General features: G+C 60.3%; 21 protein-coding genes and 2 pseudogenes. 9 read left to right on the plus strand and 14 right to left on the minus strand.

Translation table 11 applies throughout. The features are described from left to right. Positions 1-214 precede the first annotated feature (214 nt). The 6 genes from TMS3_RS14055 to dinG all read right to left on the minus strand — a co-directional run bounded on the left by TMS3_RS14055 (position 215) and on the right by dinG (position 8,141). A complete protein-coding gene (locus TMS3_RS14055; RefSeq protein WP_025165913.1) occupies positions 215-679 on the minus strand; it encodes an outer membrane lipoprotein in 465 nt (154 codons plus the stop codon). 257 nt (positions 680-936) lie between these two features. After that, on the minus strand, positions 937-1,584 hold the full coding sequence (gene pdxH, locus TMS3_RS14060; protein WP_025165914.1) for a pyridoxamine 5'-phosphate oxidase: 648 nt from the start codon (positions 1,582-1,584) through the stop codon (positions 937-939). Between the two features lie 47 nt (positions 1,585-1,631). Further along, positions 1,632-2,273 carry an OmpA family protein gene (locus TMS3_RS14065; protein WP_025165915.1) on the minus strand — a complete coding sequence of 214 codons (642 nt, stop codon included), beginning with the start codon at positions 2,271-2,273 and terminating at the stop codon, positions 1,632-1,634. 94 nt (positions 2,274-2,367) lie between these two features. After that, on the minus strand, positions 2,368-3,513 hold the full coding sequence (locus tag TMS3_RS14070; protein ID WP_025165916.1) for an EstA family serine hydrolase: 1,146 nt from the start codon (positions 3,511-3,513) through the stop codon (positions 2,368-2,370). 62 nt (positions 3,514-3,575) lie between these two features. After that, a complete protein-coding gene (locus tag TMS3_RS14075) occupies positions 3,576-5,924 on the minus strand; it encodes a beta-galactosidase (protein WP_025165917.1) in 2,349 nt (782 codons plus the stop codon). Between the two features lie 72 nt (positions 5,925-5,996). Continuing rightward, the gene (gene dinG / locus TMS3_RS14080) at positions 5,997-8,141 is read right to left on the minus strand and encodes an ATP-dependent DNA helicase DinG (protein ID WP_025165918.1); all 2,145 of its coding nucleotides are present in this window, start codon (positions 8,139-8,141) and stop codon (positions 5,997-5,999) included. 288 nt (positions 8,142-8,429) lie between these two features. On the opposite strand from dinG, the gene TMS3_RS14090 reads away from it, so the two are divergent. Continuing rightward, on the plus strand, positions 8,430-8,894 hold the full coding sequence (locus tag TMS3_RS14090; protein WP_025165920.1) for a CopD family protein: 465 nt from the start codon (positions 8,430-8,432) through the stop codon (positions 8,892-8,894). A 47-nt stretch (positions 8,895-8,941) separates the two neighbouring features. On the opposite strand, the gene TMS3_RS14095 is transcribed toward TMS3_RS14090, so the two are convergent. The 4 genes and pseudogenes from TMS3_RS14095 to TMS3_RS25625 all read right to left on the minus strand — a co-directional run. Beyond that, positions 8,942-9,703, minus strand: a complete 762-nt coding sequence (locus tag TMS3_RS14095; RefSeq protein ID WP_025165921.1) for a hypothetical protein — start codon at positions 9,701-9,703, stop codon at positions 8,942-8,944. Beyond that, the gene (locus TMS3_RS14100) at positions 9,696-10,079 is read right to left on the minus strand and encodes a DUF1145 domain-containing protein (RefSeq protein WP_235576642.1); all 384 of its coding nucleotides are present in this window, start codon (positions 10,077-10,079) and stop codon (positions 9,696-9,698) included. The genes TMS3_RS14095 and TMS3_RS14100 overlap by 8 nt, the downstream gene beginning before the upstream one ends. A 64-nt stretch (positions 10,080-10,143) precedes the next feature. Next, a pseudogene (locus TMS3_RS14105) lies at positions 10,144-10,638 on the minus strand (OmpA family protein); the annotation flags it as partial. Positions 10,639-11,017: 379 nt separating this feature from the next. Further along, positions 11,018-11,380 (minus strand): annotated as a pseudogene (locus tag TMS3_RS25625) (OmpA family protein); the annotation flags it as partial. A 430-nt stretch (positions 11,381-11,810) separates the two neighbouring features. On the opposite strand from TMS3_RS25625, the gene TMS3_RS14115 reads away from it, so the two are divergent. Together TMS3_RS14115 and TMS3_RS14120 are read left to right on the plus strand one after the other, a co-directional pair. Next, a complete protein-coding gene (locus TMS3_RS14115; protein WP_025165925.1) occupies positions 11,811-12,308 on the plus strand; it encodes a DUF6231 family protein in 498 nt (165 codons plus the stop codon). A 7-nt stretch (positions 12,309-12,315) separates the two neighbouring features. Beyond that, positions 12,316-12,798: a YchJ family protein gene (locus TMS3_RS14120; protein WP_407691617.1), complete on the plus strand. Its 483-nt coding sequence runs from the start codon at positions 12,316-12,318 to the stop codon at positions 12,796-12,798. A gap of 36 nt (positions 12,799-12,834) precedes the next feature. On the opposite strand, the gene TMS3_RS14125 is transcribed toward TMS3_RS14120, so the two are convergent. After that, on the minus strand, positions 12,835-13,392 hold the full coding sequence (locus TMS3_RS14125; protein WP_025165927.1) for a hypothetical protein: 558 nt from the start codon (positions 13,390-13,392) through the stop codon (positions 12,835-12,837). A gap of 112 nt (positions 13,393-13,504) precedes the next feature. Here TMS3_RS14125 and TMS3_RS14130 point away from each other — a divergent pair, with 112 nt between their 5' ends. The 4 genes from TMS3_RS14130 to TMS3_RS14145 all read left to right on the plus strand — a co-directional run bounded on the left by TMS3_RS14130 (position 13,505) and on the right by TMS3_RS14145 (position 17,688). Beyond that, positions 13,505-14,002, plus strand: coding sequence for an LEA type 2 family protein (locus TMS3_RS14130; protein ID WP_025165928.1), 498 nt, complete (start codon positions 13,505-13,507; stop codon positions 14,000-14,002). Between the two features lie 6 nt (positions 14,003-14,008). Next, positions 14,009-14,200 (plus strand): SEC-C metal-binding domain-containing protein, encoded by a 192-nt coding sequence (locus TMS3_RS24660; protein ID WP_043301902.1) that lies wholly within the window; start codon positions 14,009-14,011, stop codon positions 14,198-14,200. Positions 14,201-14,207: 7 nt separating this feature from the next. Beyond that, a complete protein-coding gene (locus TMS3_RS14140; protein WP_025165930.1) occupies positions 14,208-14,672 on the plus strand; it encodes a DUF2489 domain-containing protein in 465 nt (154 codons plus the stop codon). Positions 14,673-15,150: 478 nt separating this feature from the next. Beyond that, the gene (locus TMS3_RS14145) at positions 15,151-17,688 is read left to right on the plus strand and encodes a penicillin acylase family protein (protein ID WP_025165931.1); all 2,538 of its coding nucleotides are present in this window, start codon (positions 15,151-15,153) and stop codon (positions 17,686-17,688) included. 185 nt (positions 17,689-17,873) lie between these two features. Here the strand turns inward: TMS3_RS14145 and TMS3_RS14150 are convergent, their stop codons facing one another. After that, complete coding sequence (locus tag TMS3_RS14150) at positions 17,874-18,101, minus strand: hypothetical protein (RefSeq protein ID WP_025165932.1); 228 nt, start codon at positions 18,099-18,101, stop codon at positions 17,874-17,876. Between the two features lie 290 nt (positions 18,102-18,391). Next, entirely contained in the window at positions 18,392-18,958 is a 567-nt protein-coding gene (dcd, locus tag TMS3_RS14155; RefSeq protein WP_025165933.1) for a dCTP deaminase, read from the minus strand. Positions 18,959-19,281: 323 nt separating this feature from the next. On the opposite strand from dcd, the gene TMS3_RS14160 reads away from it, so the two are divergent. Further along, entirely contained in the window at positions 19,282-19,491 is a 210-nt protein-coding gene (locus TMS3_RS14160) for a cold-shock protein (RefSeq protein WP_004423761.1), read from the plus strand. Between the two features lie 201 nt (positions 19,492-19,692). Here TMS3_RS14160 and apbC read toward each other — a convergent pair whose 3' ends face one another. Continuing rightward, complete coding sequence (gene apbC, locus TMS3_RS14165; RefSeq protein ID WP_025165934.1) at positions 19,693-20,781, minus strand: iron-sulfur cluster carrier protein ApbC; 1,089 nt, start codon at positions 20,779-20,781, stop codon at positions 19,693-19,695. Between the two features lie 218 nt (positions 20,782-20,999). Between apbC and metG the strand changes: the two genes are divergently transcribed. Further along, the gene (metG, locus tag TMS3_RS14170) at positions 21,000-23,057 is read left to right on the plus strand and encodes a methionine--tRNA ligase (RefSeq protein WP_025165935.1); all 2,058 of its coding nucleotides are present in this window, start codon (positions 21,000-21,002) and stop codon (positions 23,055-23,057) included. Positions 23,058-23,193 lie beyond the last annotated feature (136 nt).

Genomic DNA, 23,193 nt, shown 5'->3' on the forward strand with positions numbered 1-23,193 from the left:
GCTGCGTAGCCTAAGCTTTTGTTGGCGCAGGATAATTTGTCGATTATCCATAACTATCGACACAACGTCATGAATAGAAGTATTACGAAAAGCACTAAGCCGACGGTTAACAGACTCTAGTTGGAGACTGGCCGCCCGGCAGTGCGCTTTGCCGCGCCGAATGGCGCACACGAAAAAGCCGGATCAGCGAGAGCTGATCCGGCTTAAGCCTCATTCAGAGGGAAACGCGGCTGGTGCCGTTAACACTCATGATGCGTACGCGCTGGCCAACTCGGAAGATCTGGTTCTCTTCGACTTGCTGGACATACGCGCGCATGGTGCCGTCGTCTTCACGCACGGTGATTTCCACGCCTTGGGTGCGGGTGATGCCCTCCTCGGCCGCAGCACCAATCAAACCGCCCGCCACCGCACCGATCACAGCCGCCACGGCACTGCCGCGACCGCCACCGACGCCACTGCCGGCCACACCACCGACGACCGCACCTGCCCCCGCACCGATTGGGGTCTTGGTGCCTTCAATTTTCACCGGACGCAACGACTCGATTGTGCCCATACGCACGGTTTGTACGCTCCGCGCTTCATCACGCGAGTAGCTATCACCTGTCAGGCTGGACGCGCAACCGCCGAGAGTCAGGGCCAGCGCCGTAAACGAGGCAATGAACAGAGTGGGTTGACGCATAACAATTCCTCCAGTGGGTTTCTCCCATTAGACAGCGCCCAAGGGGCCCATGTCACGACTATAGCGCAACATTAACCGAGCGGAGCGGCTGGACTTGACGGCTGATCTGTTACGCCACATGCCACACACTGGCAATGTCACAGGCTCGCTCAAGCCATGGCTCAACGCACTAGCAGCCAGCCGGTTAAACGAGCCAGTTGATCGCCCAGAGGCAAAGCATCCGCAGTGACCGAGGCTACTTCAGCCACCTACACCACTCAGGGCGCCAAGCGCTCACGTAGCCAGACGCTGTCTTGCAGGCGGTAATTCAGGCGATCATGCAGTCGACTGGCACGCCCCTGCCAGAACTCGATACGCTCGGGCAGCAGGCGATACCCGCCCCAATGAGATGGACAGTGTGGTGCCTGATCGAGAAAACGCTGCTCAGTCTCGGCCAGCATGGCCTCTAGCTCGGCGCGCCCGCTGATCACCCGACTCTGCGGCGAAGCCCAGGCACCCAGGCGACTGCCCAACGGTCGCACCTGGAAATAGGCGTCGGACTCGGCCGGGGCAACCCGCTCGACCCGCCCCTCGATACGCACTTGGCGCTCAAGGGTTGGCCAGAAGAAGGTCATTGCCGCATAGGGCTTGGCCGCCAGCTGTTGCCCTTTGGCGCTGTCGTAGTTACTGAAAAAAGTAAAGCCGCGCGCATCCAGGCCTTTGAGCAACAGCACCCGACAATGCGGACGACCGTCGTCGTCGACCGTCGCCAGGGTCATGGTATTGGGCTCGACCGGCAGTTGTTCGGTTTTTACGGCCTCGGCGAACCATTGCTCAAACAGGCTGAAGGGTTCGCTCGGCGCCTGCGCCTCACTCAAACCGTCACGAATGTAATCGCGGCGCATATCGGCCAGGGTCGGGGTCATGGCAAGATTCTCAAACACGAATTTTGCCTAGCTTACCCAGATCAGCCTCACTTGGCTTGATCGGCGTCAACTGTCCGCTTGGCCACCACTGCGGCGGCTGGGAGCGCCGGCTGGCTGTACTTGGCGAGCAGGGCTTGCATGGTGTCCTGCGAGGTCAGAATGATCTCCACACGCCTGTTCAGGGCACGACCCGCAGCACTATTGTTGTCGGCACGCGGCATGTCCGAGCCCACGCCCTTGACCATCAATCGATCTTGTCTCAGCCCGCTCAAGCGGAAGATCGCGGTAAACGCCCGCGCCCGCTCATGGCTCAACTCACGGTTAAGCGCCGCCGCACCGCTGCTATCGGCATGGCCGAGCACCAGCACACCGATGCTCTTGTCGCGCTCCAACAGCTTGGCAATGCGGCTGATGGGGCCGAGCGTCACCGGCAACAACATGTGCGGGCGATCGGGGTTGAATGTTCCCAATACTGGCGCAGTAACCACCAAGACATTCTCCTGGCGCACCAACTCGAAATGGCTGCCCTTGATCGCCTCTCGCACGCGCGGCTCGTATTCATCCAAATCGGCCTGGATGACTTTCGCGGCGGGCATAGCAACCGCGTCTGCCCTTTTGCTCTTTTCAGAGCCGGCGCAACCGGCAATCAGCAAACACAGGACGAACGCGAGAGATCTGTTAGCAACCATGGGTATCCACACACAAAATAGTCAAAAGGAACCGGCCACTGGCCAGTATTAACGCCTGAGCAGCCACATTTGGCAGGGAGTTTAGTCGAGCTTCCTACAAACAATCAGCCAACATGCGCGCAAGTTTTTGCGCACGGGGGTCCATTAAGACGAACGGTCCTAAATTGTTGGTGACAAAGCCAAAAGCCACATCACGTTCTGGATCGGCAAAGCCAATGGAGCCGCCTGCCCCCGGATGACCAAAGGCGCGTGGGCCCATGCCGTAGGTCGCATTCGCCACAGCTGGCTGATCGAGCATGCAGCCCAGACCAAAGCGGGTGCACGTCAGCAGGGTCTTATCGTCGCCAACGCCATGCTCGCGAGTCAGCTCATCAAGTAGCTCGCTTTCCAGCAAACGGCCATCGAGCAGACCGCTGTAAAATCCCGCGAGACTGCGTGCATTGCCATGCCCATTGGCCGCAGGCTGCTGCATACGCCGCCATTCCGGCTTATTGGTACTGGTCATGATCGATGGCGGGTTGGTAAAGGCTCGGGTACTCATGGCCGCTGGCTCACTCATCGTTACCTTGAGCAGCCGCTGCGCGGCCGCGTCACCGAAGTTGCCCTTGCCTCGAGTGATCGCAGCCACGCGTTCGAACTCTTCATCGGCCAGACCAACATGGAAATCCAAACCGAGCGGCTTGGCCGTGCGCGCGACTATCGACTCGCCTGGTCCGCGACCTTCGATACGCCGCAATACTTCGCCAACCAGCCAACCGTAGGTGATCGGCGCATAGCCGTGCCCCGCGCCCAACGGCCACCATGGCTGCTCGGCAGCCAACGCCGTGGTCATGACCTGCCAGTCATACAGGGCTTCGGCCGGTAGCTGCCCACGCAATGCCGGCAAGCCGGCCTGATGGCTGAGCAGATGGCGCAAGGTAACTTTCTCCTTACCCGCCGCGGCGAACTCCGGCCAGTACCGCGCTACCGGGGCATCCAATTCCAGCTTGCCCTCGCCGACCAGCTGCAAGGCCGTGACGGCGGTAAAGGTCTTGGTGCAGGAAAACAGGTTGAGAATGGTGTCGCAGTGCCAGGCCTGCTGACCGTCCTTGTCGGCCGTGCCAGCCCAGATGTCCAGCACGGTCTCGCCGGCGATCTGCACGCAGAGGGCCGCACCGCGTTCTTGTGGGTCTTCGAACAAGGCGGCAAAGGCGTCCTTGACGGCCTCGAACTTAAGGTCGAAATATCCCTGAATCAGCATAGATAAATCCTTATGCACTTTGACTAAGGCCGCGTTCAACCTGCGGCGCTACACAGACACCGCTAAGGCGTTGACTGCGGTTCGGGGTTGGCTTCTGGCGTCTTGAGCATTGCAGCCAGGCCTTCACCCAGCCTCAGATTGCTCTTGCGCACGATCTCGATAAAGCTATTGAAGGGCCGATCGGTGATGCCCACCAGCCCCAGATGACCGTTCTCGCCATCCAGCAGGCGCCCGGTTACCGGCTGATCCAGATACTGGAACCAGTGCGCACCGACTATCGAGGGTTCGGCCAGGGCCTGCTTGAGGAAATGCGCATACGCCGGCCCGCGCTGTTGTTCATTGGGCACTTCGCTGAGCCCGCCCCAGAACGGACCACGGTCACGCGAACCGAAATGGAACTCGCTGATCAGCACAGGTTTATCCAGCGTGCGCAACGCGGCGAAATCGTAGCCCTGCTGCGGCTCGCGCGTATAGAGGTTGAAGCTCAGCACATCGCAATACTCGGCGCAGGACGCCACCGCCTCCGGCGTGCTGATGGCGAAACGACCACCGAGCAGCAGGTGGTTGGGCGCGTGCCAATCGAGCGCATCGGTAATGGTCTTGAAATAGGTGTCGGCGAACAGTCGCTGGAAGCGCTGGAAGTCCTGCTCGATGGCCGGGTGTTCGGCGCTGGGCAGCGGCGCCTCAAAGCCCGGATCTTCCATCAGTTCCCAAGCCGCCAACTCGATACCCCAGGCCCGCGATAAACCCTGCTGGTTGCGGTACTTGTCGCGCAGTAGCTTGAGGAAGGCCCGCTTGGCCGGCACATCGGTGGTCGAGCGCAGGGTGCCGTAGGCCAGCGCATAACGTCCGCGCGCCCCCGCGTCCGGGTGCGCCCAAGCCAGCTCGTTGTCGGCGAAATAGCCCAGCAGCCAGGGGTCATCGCGATGATCACGGGTGGCAATGGCGACGGCCCGCTCCGCGGCCATGGCGAAGCGCGGATCGAACGGATCGGGCATGCCGCCCCACCAATCCTGGCCTGTGCTGATGGTCTGGTAATCGCCACTGATCGACAACGGCAAGGTGTAGGGCACACGTTTGGCCTGACCCAGAGCCGGCTCGCTCCAGTTGCCGACGGTATTGAATCCCCAGGCCTGCAAACGATCCAGCGCCTGACGACTCCAGCGTTCGGCATCGAAGGGTTGATCGATACAAGCGCTCTCGCTCGCGTTTCGCGTGGCCGAGGTCGGGCTGGCAGCATCTGGAGCCTTTGCCACGTCAGCTGCTTTGGGATTTGGCGCCGCAGCGGTCGGCTTGCCTGGCTCACTGCAGCGCGCCTGCACATAGGTGCGCTGCAGGTTGGCTCGGTAAAAATCGAACCAGCGCCCATGATCGAATCCACGGCCTTTGCTCGCGCCGCTATTGTTTCGGCTGTCGCTGCTGCCGTACTGCGCAGCCAGCGGCTCGTCGACCTTGGGCAGCGCACTGAACATCGCCTCCCGACCTTCGATATAGGTCTGGCTCTGACTGGAAGTCACCGCGTTCACCCCGAGGGAAAAAAACGCATGCCCTTGTGGGGTGACCAGATACCAGCGGCCGTCCTGTTTTTCGGTGCGAAAGAATCCCGTGGCCTCGAACGCCGGGGCGTTGAGCACACCGCCGAACTGATCCTGTGCCGGACGCTCCGCCAGCCATTTGTTCAGCTGCAGCTGTTCGTTGACGGCGGCCGCTTGCAACTGCGCGACGCTGTTGATCTTTTCCGGCCAGTGGCTACGACTGTACTGGCCAAAGCCATCGACGATGCCCGCATAGGCTGCCTGCTGGGGCGCCACACCCTCGCGCACGCCGAAGCGGCCGAGCAGGATGCTCTGCGGTACATCCGGCTGATCCATGGAAAGGGTCACTGCCGTGACCTGGCTTGGGTCCAACTCACCCTCGACGGCAGTCGCCAGCAATAACAACTCCCCCTCGTGGCGCCAGGGCATCGGTGGCCCGGCACGCATGCCCAGGGCTTTCGGCGACGTCGCCTGCAGCGGCACCAGCAGAACCTGCGCAGGCCCTGCCGGTAGGGCGATACGGCTATTCAGCACCTTACCGTCACGGCTTTCGATGCGCACGTTCAGGGTCAACGCCCAATCCATCGCATTTTGCAGATACAGGGTCATGGCGCCGGCCTTCGACCAGTTCCAGGCGCCCGCTTGTGGAGTCATCTGCAGACTCGGCCGCTCGGCGGCGTTAAATACCAGCCTGCGCAGGACTTCATCCGCTTGGGTGGTTTCACCCCTCAACTGCGGAAAACTGGCGTCACGGGAGGTCACCTGCACCACATCGGTGGGGCTGACGAAGTTAAACAAGGTCTGTTGACCCGCTGGGGCGGCGAACAGCGGTGAAACAAACAACAGGGCGACCACAAGCACTGCGCGGGACATCATCTACAGGTTCTCCTAAGCGACCGGCCAACAGACATTGCATTCACCGAACATTTCCCCTGACAAACAAAAGTCTCAGGTTATTTCTCGGCGAAACGGTGGCAGCGCATTGAGAATTGCCTTGCCGTAACGCTGGGTTACCAGCCGGCGATCAAGCAGGGTGATGGTGCCGCGGTCTTCTTCGGTGCGCAGCAGCCTGCCACAGGCCTGGACCAGGCGTAACGACGCATCCGGTACGGAGATTTCCATGAACGGATTGCCGCCGCGCGCCTCGATCCACTCGGCCAGCGCCGCCTCCACCGGGTCATCTGGAACGGCAAAGGGAATTTTGGCGATTACCACGTGCTCACAATAGGCGCCCGGTAGATCGACGCCTTCGGCGAAGCTGGCCAGGCCGAACAGCACACTGGACTCCCCCCCGTCGACCCGCGCCTTGTGCTTGTTCAGGGTTTCCTGCTTGGACAGATTGCCCTGGATAAACACGCGCTTACGCCAATCACGGTCCAGGCCGTCGAAGACTTCCTTCATTTGCTTGCGCGAGGAGAACAGCACCAGGGTGCCACGCGAGCCTTCTACCAGCGCGGGCAGGTCACGAATGATCGCCGCCGTGTGCGCCACGGCATCGCGCGGATCGGCCTTGAGATCCGGCACTCGCAGTACGCCGGCATCGGCATGATGAAACGGACTGGGCACCACCGCGGTTACCGCCACTTTCGGCAGTCCGGCGCGCATCCGATAACGGTCGAAGGTGCCCAGGGCGGTGAGGGTCGCCGACGTCACCAGGGCGCCATGGGCCACGTTCCACAGGCTGCGCCGCAAGGTCTCGGCCGCCAGGATGGGACTGGCGTTGACCTCGATATCGAACAACGCACCGCTCTCGGCCAGGCTCAGCCAGCGCGCCATTGGCGGACTGTCTTCCGGGTCTTCGGCGGTAAAGGCCAGCCACAGCTCCCAGTTGCCCTGAGCCCGAGCCAGCAGGCTGCCGAACAGCGGGTACCATTCTTCCGCTTGATGACTGGCGATACCGATGGTGGCTTCGCCATCCATGGCTTCCTTGAGCTTCTCGGTAAGCCCGGTGAACAGCTCGGTGAGTTTGGAGAAGCCTTTTTTCAGTTCCAGCCCCATCTCTGTCAGGTGCTCCGGCACCCGGCCACCGACGAAGCGATGCCGTGGTCGCTCGCGACCCTCCATGTCCTCACCCGGCTTGAAGTCGGCAAGTTGCTCACAGGCGCTGAACATGAACTGCTGCTGAGTCTTGATCGCGCGCGCCAGCTCGGGCACCTGCTCGATCAAGCGCCCCAGGTCGCCCGGCAGCGGATGTTGGGCCAGCAGTTTGCTGAGATTTTTCGCCGTTTGCTCAAGCCAGTCGGCGGTCGAACGCAGACGGGTAAAGTGGGCGAAGTGGCCGATCGCCTTGTCGGGCAAGTGATGGCCTTCGTCAAACACATAGAAGGTTTCACGCGGGTCTGGCAGCACCGCACCGCCACCCAGGGCCAGATCGGCCAGTACCATGTCGTGGTTGGTGACTATCACATCAACCTTGCCCATACCTTCGCGCGCCTTATAAAAGGCGCATTGCTGGAAATTCGGGCAATGGCGACTGGTGCACTGGCTGTGGTCGGTGGTCAGCCGCGCCCAGTCTGCGTCCTCCAGCTCCTCGGGCCAGCTGTCGCGGTCACCGTCCCACTTGTTGCCTGCAAGTTTTTCGATCATCCCGGTGAACAGTTTCTGGCTCTGCTCATCGACGTCGATCTTGAAGCCTTCTTCGGCGAACAGCTGGGCGGTGGAGCTCTGCGCCTGACCTTCTTGCAACAACAGGTCGAGCTTGGACAGGCATAAGTAGCGACCGCGCCCCTTGGCCAGGGCGAAACTGAAATTAAGGCCACTGTTGCGCATCAGGTCCGGCAGATCCTTGTGCACGATCTGCTCTTGCAGGGCCACGGTTGCGGTGGCAACCACCAACCGCTTGCCGGCCGCCTTGGCCGTGGGAATCGCCGCCAGGCAGTAGGCCACGGTCTTCCCCGTGCCCGTACCGGCCTCGACTGCCACCACAGCGGGGTCGCCGCTGCGTTTACCTTCATCGTCGGTCTTGATCGCACCTAGCACCTTGGCGATCTCGGCGATCATCAAGCGCTGCCCATAGCGCGGCTTTAGCCCCTTGGCATCGAGGAAACGGGAATAGGCGCCCTGAATCTGGGTCTTGAGTTCGGTACTGAGCATGGGGATCTGGGCGCGAAAAGGCTGGATAAATTTTCAGTGTTTGCAAACGGCCGCTATCATAACGCGCTATTCACCCCGGCGCTGAACCGCTTACCGGACAGCTGAAAACGTTGGCAAACGCCAACCGAGAAACAGAGCTGCGACATGGATGCTGGCGATAGCGTACTCGCAGCTGCCAAAATCGCGTATTGCAACAGGGCGAGGACCTTCGAGCCGTCTCGACTCTTCGGCGACATGCGCAACTCACCGTGGTTTTTCAACGAATTTTCATATGACTGGAGTACTTGCATGACGCCTCACGCTTTGACTTATGCCCTGCACCTGCTTGCGAGCCTCATCTGGGTAGGCGGCATGTTCTTCGCCTGGATGGTCCTGCGCCCCGCAGCCGTCAGCGCGCTGGAAGCCCCGGCACGACTGAAACTGTGGCTCGAGGTGTTCAGCCGCTTCTTTCTCTGGGTATGGGCCGCCGTGCTGGTGCTGCCGATCACAGGCGTGGGCATGCTGCACTTGCGCTTCGCCGGCTTCGAAGGCGCCCCGCGTTACGTGCACATCATGATGGGACTCTATCTGGTCATGCTCGCGCTGTTTATTCGCGTGCAGGCGCTGCAATTACCGGAGTTGCGCCGCGCGGTAGCCGCCGAAGACTGGCCGAGTGGCGGCGCGGTACTCGGGCGGATTCGCCGCCTGGTGGGTCTAAACCTGATATTGGGGCTGTTCGTGGTGAGCATCGCCGCCGTACGCCCCGGTTTCTAAACCGCGCCAGGAGCGCTTGACGCGCTCCTTATCCGGCCAGTGCGGCGTTAGAAACGCACTAGATCCAAATCACCCGCCGCACCTTGGGCGCCCGCGCGCCCCGTTTGACCGGGCCGGCCATCGGCAGCGCCGTCGGCGCTGTAGAGCCAGCAGCCGGTGCTCGCACCACCGCTACCGCCGCTACCACCTTCGCCTGCCGGGCCACCGGCCCCACCATCCAAACGTATCTGCAGGCGCTCGAGCGGGAACGCCTGCGGTACTTCCACGCGAACTCGGCCACCCGCCGTGCCAGTCTGTCCGTCGCCGCCGTTCTGTCCGTCATGGCCTCGGCTGGCCTGCCCCCAGGCACAACCACCGGCCTTGCCATCGGCGCCATCCAAGCCTACGTAACCTGGCGCACCCGCACTGCCGCGAGCATCGACTATCAACGCGTCAGTCGTCACGTTCTCAAGACGAATACTCAGCGTGCGTCCAGGCAATGACTGTTTAAGCCGAGAACCTGAGGCGCCACGCGCACTAATCTGCGCGCCAGGGGCAATTTCGCCACGACCGACGTGCAAGCGAAAAGGTCGCTCGCTTGGCGCAATGGCAATCCGAGCATCACGCCCAAGGCGCAGTTCGCTGACGCGAATTTCAGTCAGCCCCGCTGGAACCATCAAGGTTCCGTTGTCGGCGATGCTTAGCCGCTCGACCAGCAACACGTCGGTGGTGGCCGGCAACCGCAACAGTGCGTGGGATTCGACTTCGATCAAGGCCTGCGCCAGTGCCATCGGGCTGCACAACGTAGCCAACAACAAGAGCCTACGCATGCTCAACCTCCTGCGGTACTGCGAGCATTGCTTGCGATTGCGGCATTCCCATCACATGGAATATGCCGAAGAGCATGACCTGCGCACGTTCCCGCCAAGGCCGTGGACACCCGCTGAGGCAATCCTTGAACAGCAATAGTTCGACCCCATGCATCAGCAAAATCAAGCCACCGAGCACATGCAGCAGCAGCGAGAATGGCTGCGCAAACGAATCGAACAGGTTGGCCAGCAGCGCGCCCCAAAACAACGCCGCCAGCACTTTCCCCAGACCCAAGAAAGTCGTCATATCCGCCCCTTGCAGATTATTCTTTGGCCGCACCTTAACTGCTGCAGATTGCCCGCACCAGCCGGAAAAAAGCGATAAGCCAATAAACACGAGCGCAGACCGAGCCTCACTGAAGACAACGTGAGGCTCCGCCGGACGGATTAGCTGACGTGGATCAAGGCCGCGCTTCGACCTCGGCCTCTACCCGACGATTGATGGCGCGCCCAGACTCGGAAGTGTTGTCGGCAACAGGTCGCGACTCGCCGTAGCCAACGGACGAAACCCTACTGGTCTCGATGCCGTGCTGGTTGACCAACACATCGCGCACGGCATGGGCACGGCGCTCGGACAGACCTTGATTATAGGCATCAGTGCCGACGGCATCGGTGTGCCCTTCGACGGTCGTAATGGTCTGCGGGTATAGCTTCATGAAGTCAGCCAAACTCTTGATGTCAGCTTGGCTTTCTGCCTTGACAACGGACTTGTCAAAATCGAATTTCACATCCAATTCGACGCGAACCGGCTCGGCAGCCTCAACGACTTCAGGCTCCACGGCTGCCGGGCTGCTCGAATACAGCTTGAGCGCACAACCATTGTGGTGCACCGGAGTATTAGCCGGTGTGCCAGGGCAACGATCTCGTCGATCAAAAACGCCATCACCATCCTCATCGCCATCTTGGGCATAGCAGATCAGGCCGCCTATTACCGCACCGACCACAGCACCGCCCGCTGCCCAGGTAGAGTTTTCGATTGCGCCTAAGCCACCTCCGGCCAGACCACCAATCGCACTGCAAAGAGGCCAGTTCCCCTGATTGAGTGGCACGCTTTGTGAATTTGAAGTCGTGACGCAACCAGCAAGAACACTGCTGAGCATAAGAAGGGGGATGAGCTTGGAGAGGTTAGCGCTCATTGAGGAGGCTCCTATGTTACCGGCTTAGCACCGATAACACAGGAGTAAAGACCCACAACTCGAACTGCACAAGCTTAGCTATAGGCCAACAGACGCCTTGGCCAACTCCCTGGTGTTGTCGCCGAGTGCGGCCAAGCGCTTATGGCTGAGCTTCAACCTCAGCCTCAACCCGACGATTGATGGCACGCCCCGCGTCAGTGGCGTTGTCAGCAACAGGGCGAGACTCGCCGTAGCCCACTGCGTTGACTCGGCTACCCGAGACGCCGTACTGGTTGACCAACACGTCACGAACGGCATTGGCGCGACGCTCCGACAATCCCTGGTTGTAAGCATCAGTGCCGACGGAGTCGGTATGACCTTCAACTACCGTGGTGGTTTGTGGGAACTGTTGCATGAAATCAGCCAGACTCTTGATATCGCCGTAGCTTCCCTCTTTAACCACAGATTTGTCGAAATCAAACTTCACGTCCAACTCGACTCGAACCATTTCAGCCGGCTCAGGTGCCATGGGCTCCTCGACCATAACCTCCTCAACCATCACCATTTGCTCTGCCTCGGCGCCATGCACCCAGCAGTACGCTGCCGCCATACCGGCACCGACAAGCGCGCCGCCACCAGCCCATGTAGAGCTTTCGATCGCGCCCAACGCAGCTCCGCCTACACCGCCGACAGCGGCACACTTCGGCCAGTCGCTCTTCTGCAATCCCGCACAACCAGTCAAGAGGCTGGTCGCCAAGATCAGGGGTACTGCTTTCCTTGTGATGCTCATAAACAAGTCTCCTGTTGGAAATCGGCCCAAAACCGATACTTATGGAGTAAAGACGTCAGTTTTAAAATCCGCCAGATATGGTTGACTCACTTCAAGTAAATGATCGCTCTAGGCCATCTCGCGCCAGCACGTTAGTCTTTTCAAACTTGATCGAGGATTTTCGATGGCTGCATGTATTTCTTCCCGCACACCACAACAAGCCATAGCCGCCCTGCTTGAGCGTTACGCCCCGAGCCGCCTGTTGCTAATCGGCGCTAGCGAACTGCCGGCCATTGCCGCATTCCAGGCTGCTCACGAGGATTGCCAGATCACGCACACCGTGGCGGGAGTCCTGCCGGCTGACGTGGCTGCGCAACGCTTTGATCTGGCGCTGATCGTCGATTGCCTTGAGCACCTACCCAAACGCACCGGCCTGGAGCTTCTCGGAGGCATTCGCAACCTGAATGCCAGCCGCATGGCGGTGTTGGTCGACTTGCAGGCTTGCGCCTGGCAAGACACCGACTTCTACGCCCTGGCCCTGCAAGCCAGCGAACGCTTCCAACGCGACGAGCAAACCCTCAACCTGTTTACCTACGATCTGCTCGACTACAAACAGGTACCGGACTGGCTCAACGCCAAGTTCTGGGCCAACCCGGAAAACTTCGGCAAGTTTTGGTGGTGATGACATGATGGCCACTCCCCTTCCCCGTACAAGCTGCCCTTGCGGCAGTGGCGAGCCTCTGAATGAGTGCTGTGGCCGCTACCATGCCGGCGCCCCGGCACCCAGCGCGGAAACATTGATGCGCTCGCGCTACAGCGCTTATGTACTGGGGCAGGTCGACTATCTACTGACGACCACCCTACCGGCCCAACAGGACGGACTGGATCGCGACGCGGTCAGCGCCTGGAGCTCCGAGAGCACCTGGCTTGGCTTGAATGTGGAAAGCGCCGAGATCCTGGCTGGCCAACCAGAGCACGCGTTCGTGACCTTCACCGCACGCTGGCACGATCACGACGGCGAACACAGCCACCGCGAACGCTCAGCCTTCGTTCAGCACGATGACCGCTGGTACTTCATCGACCCCAGCGTAGAACTGAAAGCCGGACGCAACGACCCATGCCCCTGCGGCAGCAGACAGAAATTCAAAAAATGCTGTGCAGCCTTCGTCTGAAAGCTCCGGCAGCCCTGATTCGACGACCCGACATGACTAATTCTGCAATTTGAGGTGCGAAATATCCGGTACGGGTGCGTCGGACACGGCTTGCGCCTGCCCCATGTCACTACCGGCCGGGGCCAGACTGAACTGCGACAAGTCGAGCGGCGGCGCTTGAGGTTCGGGCTTGCCATCTTGCAAGTCATCACCCAGGGGGGCGATGCCGAAATTCGGTGCATCCACCTCGGCGAAGGCCGCCATATATTCATCCCGCGGCGCGATGGTCAGCCGTCCCGGCGACGCATTCACCGACGCCTCGCCGCCTGCCTGGGCAGGTACCTGTACGACAGGCGGCGGAGCCAGCTCAACCTCTTCGATCGCCACTGGCATGGCGAGCACCTCGATCAGGGCACCGGCACGCGCTAAGGTGACGCGGTATTTTTCCGCACCTGCAGCATCCAGATTGTTCTTGATGACGATGCGCCGCCCAGAAAACAACATGGCGATACGCTGAGCATCGGCTTGAAACAGCTTGGTCAGATTGGCTTTGACCTGCTCCAACTGGGCACCCGGCACTAATTGGCCAGTAAAAGCGATCTCGTAGAGATCCATGGTCATACTCCTGTCCTAATCGACATACAGTATGGCGCAGGTTTTTTTACCCTCACAACACATTGCAACCAAGCAGTTGCTTGTTACACTGGGGCGTCATTCGGAGTATGAAATGTCTTCACCGAGCAAAATAATAATAATTTTCAAGATCTTGCTATTTTCAGCCCTACTTACAGGCCTCGGTGGATGCTCCACGTGGATGACGGGTGATTTCAAAGATCCCGATGTTCGCCTGATGAAAGTTGAAGTCATTCGCGCCAAGCTGCTGGAACAACGCTTCGTCCTGCGTTTTCGCATCGACAACCCCAACAGCATGAGCCTGCCAGTACGCGGCCTCGATTATTCGGTCCACCTCAATGAAGTGAAGCTGGCAGAAGGCGAGTCAGATGCCTGGTTCACCGTTCCCGCTTATGGCCACCACGTGTTCGATGTACCAGTGCGCACCAACCTCTGGCGTCATGTACGGCAAATCGTCAAGTTGCTCGAGCATCCCGATGAACCGATTCGCTATCAGCTCGAAGGCGAAGTAAAAACCGGTTTGTTGTTCGGACGCAGCGTGCACATGAAGCGAAATGGCGAGATAATTCCCGGCGATTTTATCCCGGAGTAACTACACATGAACGAACAAGCCCACGTCCACGGCCCTGACTGCAACCATGATCACGACCACCAGCATGACCATGGCCATGTACACGGTCCCGACTGCAACCATCAGGAACCCGTGCGCAACGCCTTGAAAGACGTTGGCCGCAACGATCCCTGCCCCTGCGGTAGCCAGAAAAAATTCAAGAAATGCCACGGCGCCTGACTCGCCAATGAGCACCCTAAGCCTGGTTTTGCTGGTGACTGGTGTAGCGCTGCTGACTGCACTTGCGCTGTATGCCCTATATCTGTGGCGCCGCGTCTGGGCGCAACAGCGCAACCAGGAGCTGGCGACCAACGAACGTCGAGAACGCCTGGCTGGTGACCTGCAAATCCTCGCTGGCAGTTTGCTCGACGGTCAACTGCCGCTGATCGAGGGCGCCATCCGCATCAAGGTACTGCTCGACAACTACGACAGCGCTCTGAGCCAGGACACGCGCTGCCAAGTGTTCCATCAACTGTTTGAAGCCACGGCCCAAGTGCCGACCCATGGTGACTGGAAGGCGCTGGACAAGACCACTCGACGCCAGCATGAAAAGCACTTCCACGAACTGGAGTTGCAACACAAGGCCGCCGCCCGTACGGCCGCTCGCTGGCTGCTAGAAGATGGCTTGCAGGCCCCATCCAAACGAGCTTAAAACCCCACGACATACCGGCCACCCTCGCGCTGGAGCGTTGCCAAAAGGTCAGGCAAGGTGGCCGTGTATGACCCATACACTCGGCTCCGGTTTGTGCGTCCAGCTTACGCTCATCTCATAACGCTCCTCTGGGGGTTTCCCACGTCTTCGCCTGGCTGCATGCTGCACAAGCCTGTGGAAAATCCACACGCCCCACACAAACGGACCTAGTGTCTTGCCTCGCGCAAAAACAGGCTACGGCGCGGCCGCGAATGAAACGGCAACAGACCCTAGCCCGGCTTAATCTTCGCTCGCAACATCGCCCAATAACCCAGCGCCTCTTGCCAGTTGCCTCGCCGCTCTCTAACGTACTCCCCGTTCAGACATCCGCCGACACTCCTGAGATGTGACTGGCTACAGCCCCGCGCCGCCAGACTACCAAGCAGCGCACTTACCGCCCCAACAGCCCTTTTCCTGCGTCCTGCAAGGAGCCTGCTGCATGCTATCGCGCGCGTTTCGCCCAATGGCCCACCTGAGCCTGGCCGCCACCCTGACCGCCACAGTGGCGCTTAGCGGCTGCCAATCGTTGCTTAACAGCCGATATAACGACAGCCTGCCCCCAGATCAAGGCATCGTTCGCGTCCAGGGTTTGACCCAAAGCGTGGTGGTCCGCCGCAACGCCTTAGGCATGCCGCTGATCGAAACCACCACCTTCCATGATGCGTTGTTCGCCCTGGGCTATGTGCATGCCAGCGATCGACTCAGCCAGATGATGAGCCTGCGCCTGATGGCCGAAGGCCGGCTGGCGGAAATGGCGGGACCCGGTGTACTGGAGATGGATCGCTTGATGCGCGCGGTCAACCTGAAAAAAAGTGCCGAGGTGCTCTACGCCAACGCCTCGCCACGCCTCAAGCGGTTCTTCGAGGTCTATGCCCGCGGTGTCAATGCCTACCTGTTCCGCTACCGCGACAAGCTGCCGATGGACCTGGCCGAATCCGGTTACCGCCCACCCTACTGGAAAGCCGAAGACTCGGTCCTGGTGTTCTGCCTGCTCAACTTCGGCCTGTCGGTCAATCTGCAGGAAGAAATTTCCGCCCTGGTGCTGGCGCAGAAAGTCGGCAGCGACCAACTGGCCTGGTTGCTGCCGACCTACCCCGACGAACCGCTGCCATTCGAGGAAGCAGGCAAGCTCAAGGGCCTAGCACTCGACGGACAGCTTGCCGGCCTCAGCGCGATCAGCAACGCGACCGGCCAATTCGCCGACGCCCACATGCTCGGCCTCGCCGCCTCGAACAACTGGGCTATCGCCCCACAGAGCAGCCGCAGTGGCAAGAGCCTGCTGGCCAATGACACGCACCTGCCGCTGTCCATGCCCTCGGTGTGGAATTTCGTGCAGATTCGCTCGCCCAAGTACCAGGTTGCCGGTGTATCGATTGCCGGAGTCCCGGCTGTAGTAGCCGGCTTCAACGGCAAGCTCGGCTGGGGCATGACCATGGTCATGGGCGACAACCAGGACTTGTTCCTGGAGAAAGTAAAACGCCAAGGCTCGCGACTCTACTATCAAGCCGACGGGAAATGGCTACCGGCAATGGAGCGCCAGGAAACCTTCTTCATCAAAGGCCAGCGAGCGATCCGCGAAACCATCTACGAGACGCGCCATGGCCCCCTGCTGAATTCGGTGCTGGGCGAGCGCAAACACAGACTTCAGCCCCTGCAACTGAGCAGCGGTTACGGCCTGGCCCTGCAGACCACCCAGTTTGAAGCGGACAAGACCCTCGACGCATTTTTCGACCTATCGCGCGCGCAATCTGTCGAACAGGCCTTCGAGGCCACCCGTGAAGTCCGCGCCATGCCGCTGAACATTGTCTTCGCCGACGCCCAGCACATTGGCTGGCAGGTTACGGGCCGCTTCCCCAACCGCCGCGAAGGCCTCGGGTTACTGCCCTCGCCTGGCTGGGACAGCCGCTACGAATGGGATGGTTTCGCCGACCCAATGCTCCACCCTTACGACCAAGACCCACCACAAGGCTGGCTGGGCACCGCCAACCAGCGCACGGTGCCGCGCGGCTATGGCATGCAGCTGTCCAACTCCTGGTACTACCCGGAGCGTGCCGAGCGCATCGCGCAACTGGCTGGCAGCGGCAAGCACGACACGGCCAGCATGATTGCCATGCAATACGATCAGACCTCGCCCTTCGCCGGCAAGCTGCAGAGTATGTTCGATGCCCCGGGCATGGCCGCTCCCTTGCAACAAGCGATTGACGCCCTGCCAGAAGCAGAACGAGCGAAAGCCCGAGAAGCGCTCAGCCGCCTGCTGGCGTTCGACGGAAAGCTCGCCACCAACTCGGCCGACGCCGCGCTGTACGGCGCCTTCCTGCATGAAAGCGCGCGGCAAATATTCCTCGACGAACTGGGGCCAGACACCAGCCCAGCCTGGAAAGCCTTGGTGGAAACCGCCAACAGCTCCTATTCGGCCCAGGCCGACCACCTGCTCGCCCGCGACGACAGCCCTTTCTGGGACGATCGAAGTACCGCGCAGAAAGAAGACAAGCCCGCCATCCTCGCGCGCAGCCTGGCGGCCGCGGTGACCTTTGCCGAAAGCAAACTGGGCGCCGACCACACAAGCTGGCAGTGGGGCAAGTTGCACAGCTACACCTGGGCCAGTGAAACCACGCAGCTGGCCAAATACATGAGCGCCAGCCAACGCGCCAAGCTCAACGCGATCGATGGTTACCTCGATCGAGGCCCCTTCCCGGCCGGCGGCGATCACAGCACCCTGAACGCCTCGGCCTACCGCTGGGGACAGGACTTCGACACTTGGCTGATACCGGCCATGCGCATCGTCGTCGACTTCGGCCGCGAGGAGCCACTGATCGGCCTGAACAGCTCGGGCCAGTCCGGCAACCCGGCGAGCGGGCACTACGCTGACGGCATCGATGCCTGGCTCAAAGGCCGCTACATGAGCTTCCCATTCCAGTCGAAAAACCTGGACAAGACCTACGGCACTAAACGACTGCTGCTGATGCCCGGCCAATGACACGTGTTTTTCATTGGCCGCGGAACTAATCCGCAACACTGTCGCTCTGAGTAAGTGGACTTACTCCATAGATCTTTTTTCAGGGCGCCTATTGGCGCCCTTTCTTTTGCCTAAGAATTGCCCGAACCAAGCGCAGCAGACTCCACCACCAGCAACGCAGGTCTTCGCGCCGACCGTGAAGAACCTCACTCGAGGGCAATACCAGTAACGGCAATGCCGTAACGCTCCAGCAGGCGCACTGCCGGCGTTTGGGTTTCATGGGGCATATCCTTGGGTTCCTCTTGCGGATAGTTCTGCGCCGCCATTTCCAGTAGCCATTGCACCGCCTGCTCCATGCTCGGTTTGTCGTCCGCCTCGACCTCGAACACCCCGGTTCCCTCGTCTTTACTGTAGGTAATCATCCACTTGGCCATAACTCGCTTAGCCCTCCAGAAACTTCTTCTCCGATTCGCACCAATGCGAACCTCTTGCTGCAGTTAGAGTTTCTCCTGCCCTAGCAGTTCGCTTCGGTTGATGCCAGCGGCGTCCTGCTCCCATTGAACGCCTTGTCCAGCCACTACTCACTCACACTGCATCGATTGATTGCAAAGGGCGTCTATAGCGCCTGCTTATGCTTGGGATTTGCCGAATACCGAGCAACGCGCACAAAAAAGCCGGGCACAGGCCCGGCTTGTCGATCCGACTCAATATCGACCGTGCGCTATCAGGCCTTGGGCAGAGTGACCCCCTGCTGACCCTGATATTTGCCACCGCGGTCCTTATAGGAAACCTCACAGGCCTCATCGGACTCGAGGAACAGCATCTGCGCCACGCCTTCGTTGGCGTAAATCTTCGCCGGCAGTGTGGTGGTGTTGGAAAACTCCAGAGTCACATGGCCTTCCCACTCAGGTTCCAGCGGGGTGACGTTGACGATGATGCCGCAGCGCGCATAAGTGCTCTTGCCCAGGCAGATGGTCAGCACGTTGCGCGGGATGCGGAAGTACTCGACAGTGCGCGCCAGGGCAAAGGAGTTCGGCGGGATGATGCACACATCGCTCTTCACATCGACAAAGCTCTTCTCATCGAAGTTCTTCGGGTCGACTGTGGCCGAGTTGATGTTGGTAAACACCTTGAATTCGTCGGCACAGCGCACGTCATAGCCGTAACTGGAGACGCCGTAGGAGATCAGCCGCTGCGAGCCTTCGGTACGCACCTGGCGCTCGACGAACGGCTCGATCATGCCGTGCTCCTGGGCCATGCGGCGAATCCACTTGTCCGATTTGATGCTCATGGCAGGCGTCCTGAATAGCTAATGGTGAAAAAGTGAGCGCATCTTACCGGGGCCAGCGATACGGTTCAAAGGCTGCTGACGGATGCCATCCGAGATGGTCCCATTATCTCCCCGAGCGGTTAAATCACAAAAAGACGCACAGAGCATTCGCCCTCAGCGTTAAAAAGGCGTATGGTGCCCCCACTGTGCTGCATGTGTCACCGCGAATCGCTACTTGATGCCTAGATTTCGATCCAAACATCGTCCGACTCCTAGTACTCGTTGCACTCAGTCCCTGCCTCGGCTTGTCCAGGGCTGCTATTACTTTTGTTAGGAGACATCACATGTCCAATCGTCAAACTGGTACCGTTAAGTGGTTCAACGATGAAAAAGGCTACGGCTTCATCACCCCACAATCCGGCGACGACCTGTTCGTACACTTCAAAGCTATCCAGAGCGATGGCTTCAAGAGCCTGAAAGAAGGCCAGCAGGTTACTTTCGTGGCCACTCGTGGTCAGAAAGGCATGCAAGCTGAGGAAGTTCAGGTAGTTTAACCTGCACTGACTTCAAAAAAGCCCCGCCATCGTGCGGGGCTTTTTTATGCCTGGAGAAAAGCGTCTAACTATCCCAGAGCCTTGCCGGGCAGCTGATACCAAGTTGAAACCGACCCCAAAGCGCTCACCTACCAGGTATGAACAACGCTTTAGTCCGACCTCACCTCTCTCAGCACCAACGCCCGGCCTGCCGACACGCTATCAGTCGTCGCTGACCACAATATTCGGCATGGCAGCAGCCTGCTGTCCGCCCTGAGCGATCCGCGCCCCCACGTTACGTGCAGCTTCCTGATAGATCATCGCAATCTGGCTTTCCGGATCGGCGATAGTGGTCGGTTTACCGCCATCGGACTGCATGCGGATAGCCATCGACAGCGGCAAGGAAGCCAGCAGGTCCACACCGAACTGCGCCGCCAGCTTCTCACCGCCACCCTCACCGAACAGATGCTCGGCATGACCGCAGTTGGAGCAGATATGCACGGCCATGTTTTCAACCACGCCGAGCACCGGGATGCTCACCTTGCGGAACATTTCCACCCCCTTCTTGGCATCCAGCAGCGCCAAGTCCTGCGGCGTGGTGACGATCACAGCGCCGGCCACTGGCACCTTCTGCGCCAGGGTCAGCTGGATATCACCGGTACCCGGCGGCATATCCACCACCAGGTAATCCAGATCGCTCCAGGCGGTCTGGGTGATCAACTGGATCAGCGCACCGGAGACCATCGGCCCACGCCAGACCACCGGGGTATTTTCATCAGTGAGAAAGGCCATGGACATGACCTCGACACCATGGGCCTGGAGCGGCACGAACCACTTCTGATCCCGCACCTGAGGACGAGTGCCGTCAGGAATACCGAACATGATGCCCTGGCTCGGCCCGTAGATATCCGCATCGAGGATGCCGACCTTGGCGCCTTCCCGGGCCAACGCCAACGCCAGGTTGGCGGCCGTGGTCGATTTGCCAACGCCACCCTTACCCGACGCCACGGCGATCACGTTTTTCACATTCGGCAAGGCCGCCACCTGGGCTTTGTGCGCCTCGATCAGGCAATCGACCTGCACCTCGGCGCTGTCGACGCCGTCGAGCCCTTCCAGCGCCATCTGCAACATCTGCGCCCAGCCACTCTTGAACAGCGCGGCGGCGTAACCCAACTGCAGGCGCACGCGGACCTGGCCGCCCTGAATATCGATTTCACGCACACAACCGGCACTGACCGGATCTTGATTGAGGTGGGGATCGGTGTACTGACTCAGCGCGGTTTCTACCGCCTGACGGGTCACGACGCTCATGGCAACTCCAGAAAAGACCGAGTAAAACAGGCGGTCATCCTACCCGAGAGCCGCCCTCTGCGCATGCCCGTGGCCGCCACTTGCATACCCCTTATCAAGGCGACAAGCGAGGCAAAGGACATCGCCGCGAGCGCTACAACCAAGAGGACGGATGAAAAAAAACCGTTGCGCCTATATAGTTGCCGACCTCCCTCGAGTTACCAGTGCAGCCGATCACCATGTCTGAAGCCCGCAAGATTCTCGTCACCAGCGCCCTTCCCTACGCCAACGGTTCGATTCACCTCGGCCATATGCTCGAGTACATCCAGACCGACATGTGGGTGCGCTTCCAGAAACTGCGCGGCAACCAGTGCATCTACGTCTGCGCGGACGACGCCCACGGCTCGGCAATCATGCTGCGCGCCGAGAAGGAAGGCATCAGCGCAGAACAACTGATCGCCAACGTGCAAGCCGAGCACACCGCCGATTTCGCCGACTTCGGGGTGAACTTCGACAACTACCACTCGACCCACTCCGATGAGAACCGCGAGCTGTCAGCCGCCATTTACCTGAAGCTGCGCGACGCCGGGCATATCGCCACCCGCTCGGTGACCCAGTATTACGACCCGGAAAAGGGCATGTTCCTCGCCGACCGCTTCATCAAGGGCACCTGCCCGAAGTGTGCGAGCGAAGACCAGTACGGCGACAACTGCGAGAAGTGCGGTGCGACCTATGAGCCCACCGAACTGAAGAACCCGCGCTCGGCGATTTCCGGCGCGGTACCTGAGCTACGCGACTCCAAGCACTTCTTCTTCAAGCTGCCAGACTTCGAGGCAATGCTGAAGAGCTGGACCCGTGGTGGTGCCCTACAAGACGCAGTGGCCAACAAGATTGCCGAGTGGCTGGACAGCGGCTTGCAGGAATGGGACATCAGCCGCGACGCTCCCTACTTCGGCTTCGAGATCCCCGACGAACCGGGCAAGTACTTCTATGTCTGGCTGGACGCGCCGATCGGCTACATGGCCAGTTTCAAGAACCTCTGCGGCAAGCGCCCGGAACTGGATTTCGATGCATTCTGGGGCAAGGACTCGACAGCCGAGCTGTATCACTTCATCGGCAAGGACATCGTCAACTTCCATGCCCTGTTCTGGCCAGCCATGCTCGAAGGCGCCGGCCTGCGCAAGCCGACAGCCGTCGCCGTGCATGGCTACCTGACCGTCAATGGCCAGAAGATGTCCAAGTCGCGCGGCACCTTCATCAAGGCGCGCACCTATCTGGATCACCTCAATCCGGAATACCTGCGCTACTACTACGCGGCCAAGCTGGGCCGTGGCGTCGATGACCTCGACCTCAACCTCGAGGACTTCGTGCAGAAGGTCAACTCCGACCTGGTCGGCAAGGTGGTGAATATCGCCAGCCGTTGCGCCGGCTTCATCCACAAGGGCAATGCTGGGGTACTGGTGGCGGAAAACGCCGCGCCCGAATTGACCGACGCCTTCATCGGCGCCGCGCCAAGCATCGCCGAGGCCTACGAGGCCCGCGATTTTGCCCGTGCCATGCGCGAGATCATGGGTCTGGCCGACCGCGCCAACGCCTGGATCGCCGATAAGGCCCCCTGGTCGCTGAACAAGCAGGACGGCAAGCAGGACGAAGTCCAGGCAATCTGCGCCCTGGGCATCAACCTGTTCCGCCAGCTGGTGATCTTCCTCAAGCCGGTGCTACCGAAACTGGCTGCCGACGCCGAAGCCTTCCTCAATGTCGCCCCGCTGACCTGGAACGATCACCAGCACCTGCTGGCCAACCATCAACTGAAGCCGTTCAGCGCCCTGCTGAGCCGTATCGAGCCTGTGAAAATCGACGCCATGATAGAAGCCTCCAAAGAAGACCTCGCCGCCAGCGAAGCCGGCCCCACCCCACTGGAGAGCGCTCCCCGAGGCAATGGCGAGCTGAGCAAAGAGCCGCTGGCCGCGGAAATCAACTTCGACACTTTCGCCGCCGTCGACCTGCGCATCGCCCTGATCGAGAAAGCCGAGTTCGTCGAAGGCGCCGACAAATTGCTGCGCCTGACCCTGGATATCGGCGACGCCAAGCGTAACGTGTTCTCCGGCATCAAGAGCGCCTACCCGGACCCAAGCCAGCTGGAAGGCCGCCTGACCCTGTATGTGGCCAACCTAGCCGCACGCAAGATGAAGTTCGGCGTGTCCGAAGGCATGGTTCTGGCAGCGGGCCCCGGCGGCGATGAAATCTACCTGCTCAGCCCGGACAGCGGCGCCAAGCCAGGCCAGCGGGTCAAGTAAGTGAAATGGGCGGCGGGCTGAAGCCGCCTCGCGTACTGAACTAGCCTTATAGGCAGTCAACAAGCCGGCCAATGCCGGCTTGTTTGCACCGGGCCGGTTCCCGATAATAGGCGCCCTATTTCTACGGCCTGCGCCT

It is taken from the genome of Pseudomonas taeanensis MS-3 (assembly GCF_000498575.2).
Taxonomy (GTDB): Bacteria; Pseudomonadota; Gammaproteobacteria; order Pseudomonadales; family Pseudomonadaceae; genus Aquipseudomonas; species Aquipseudomonas taeanensis.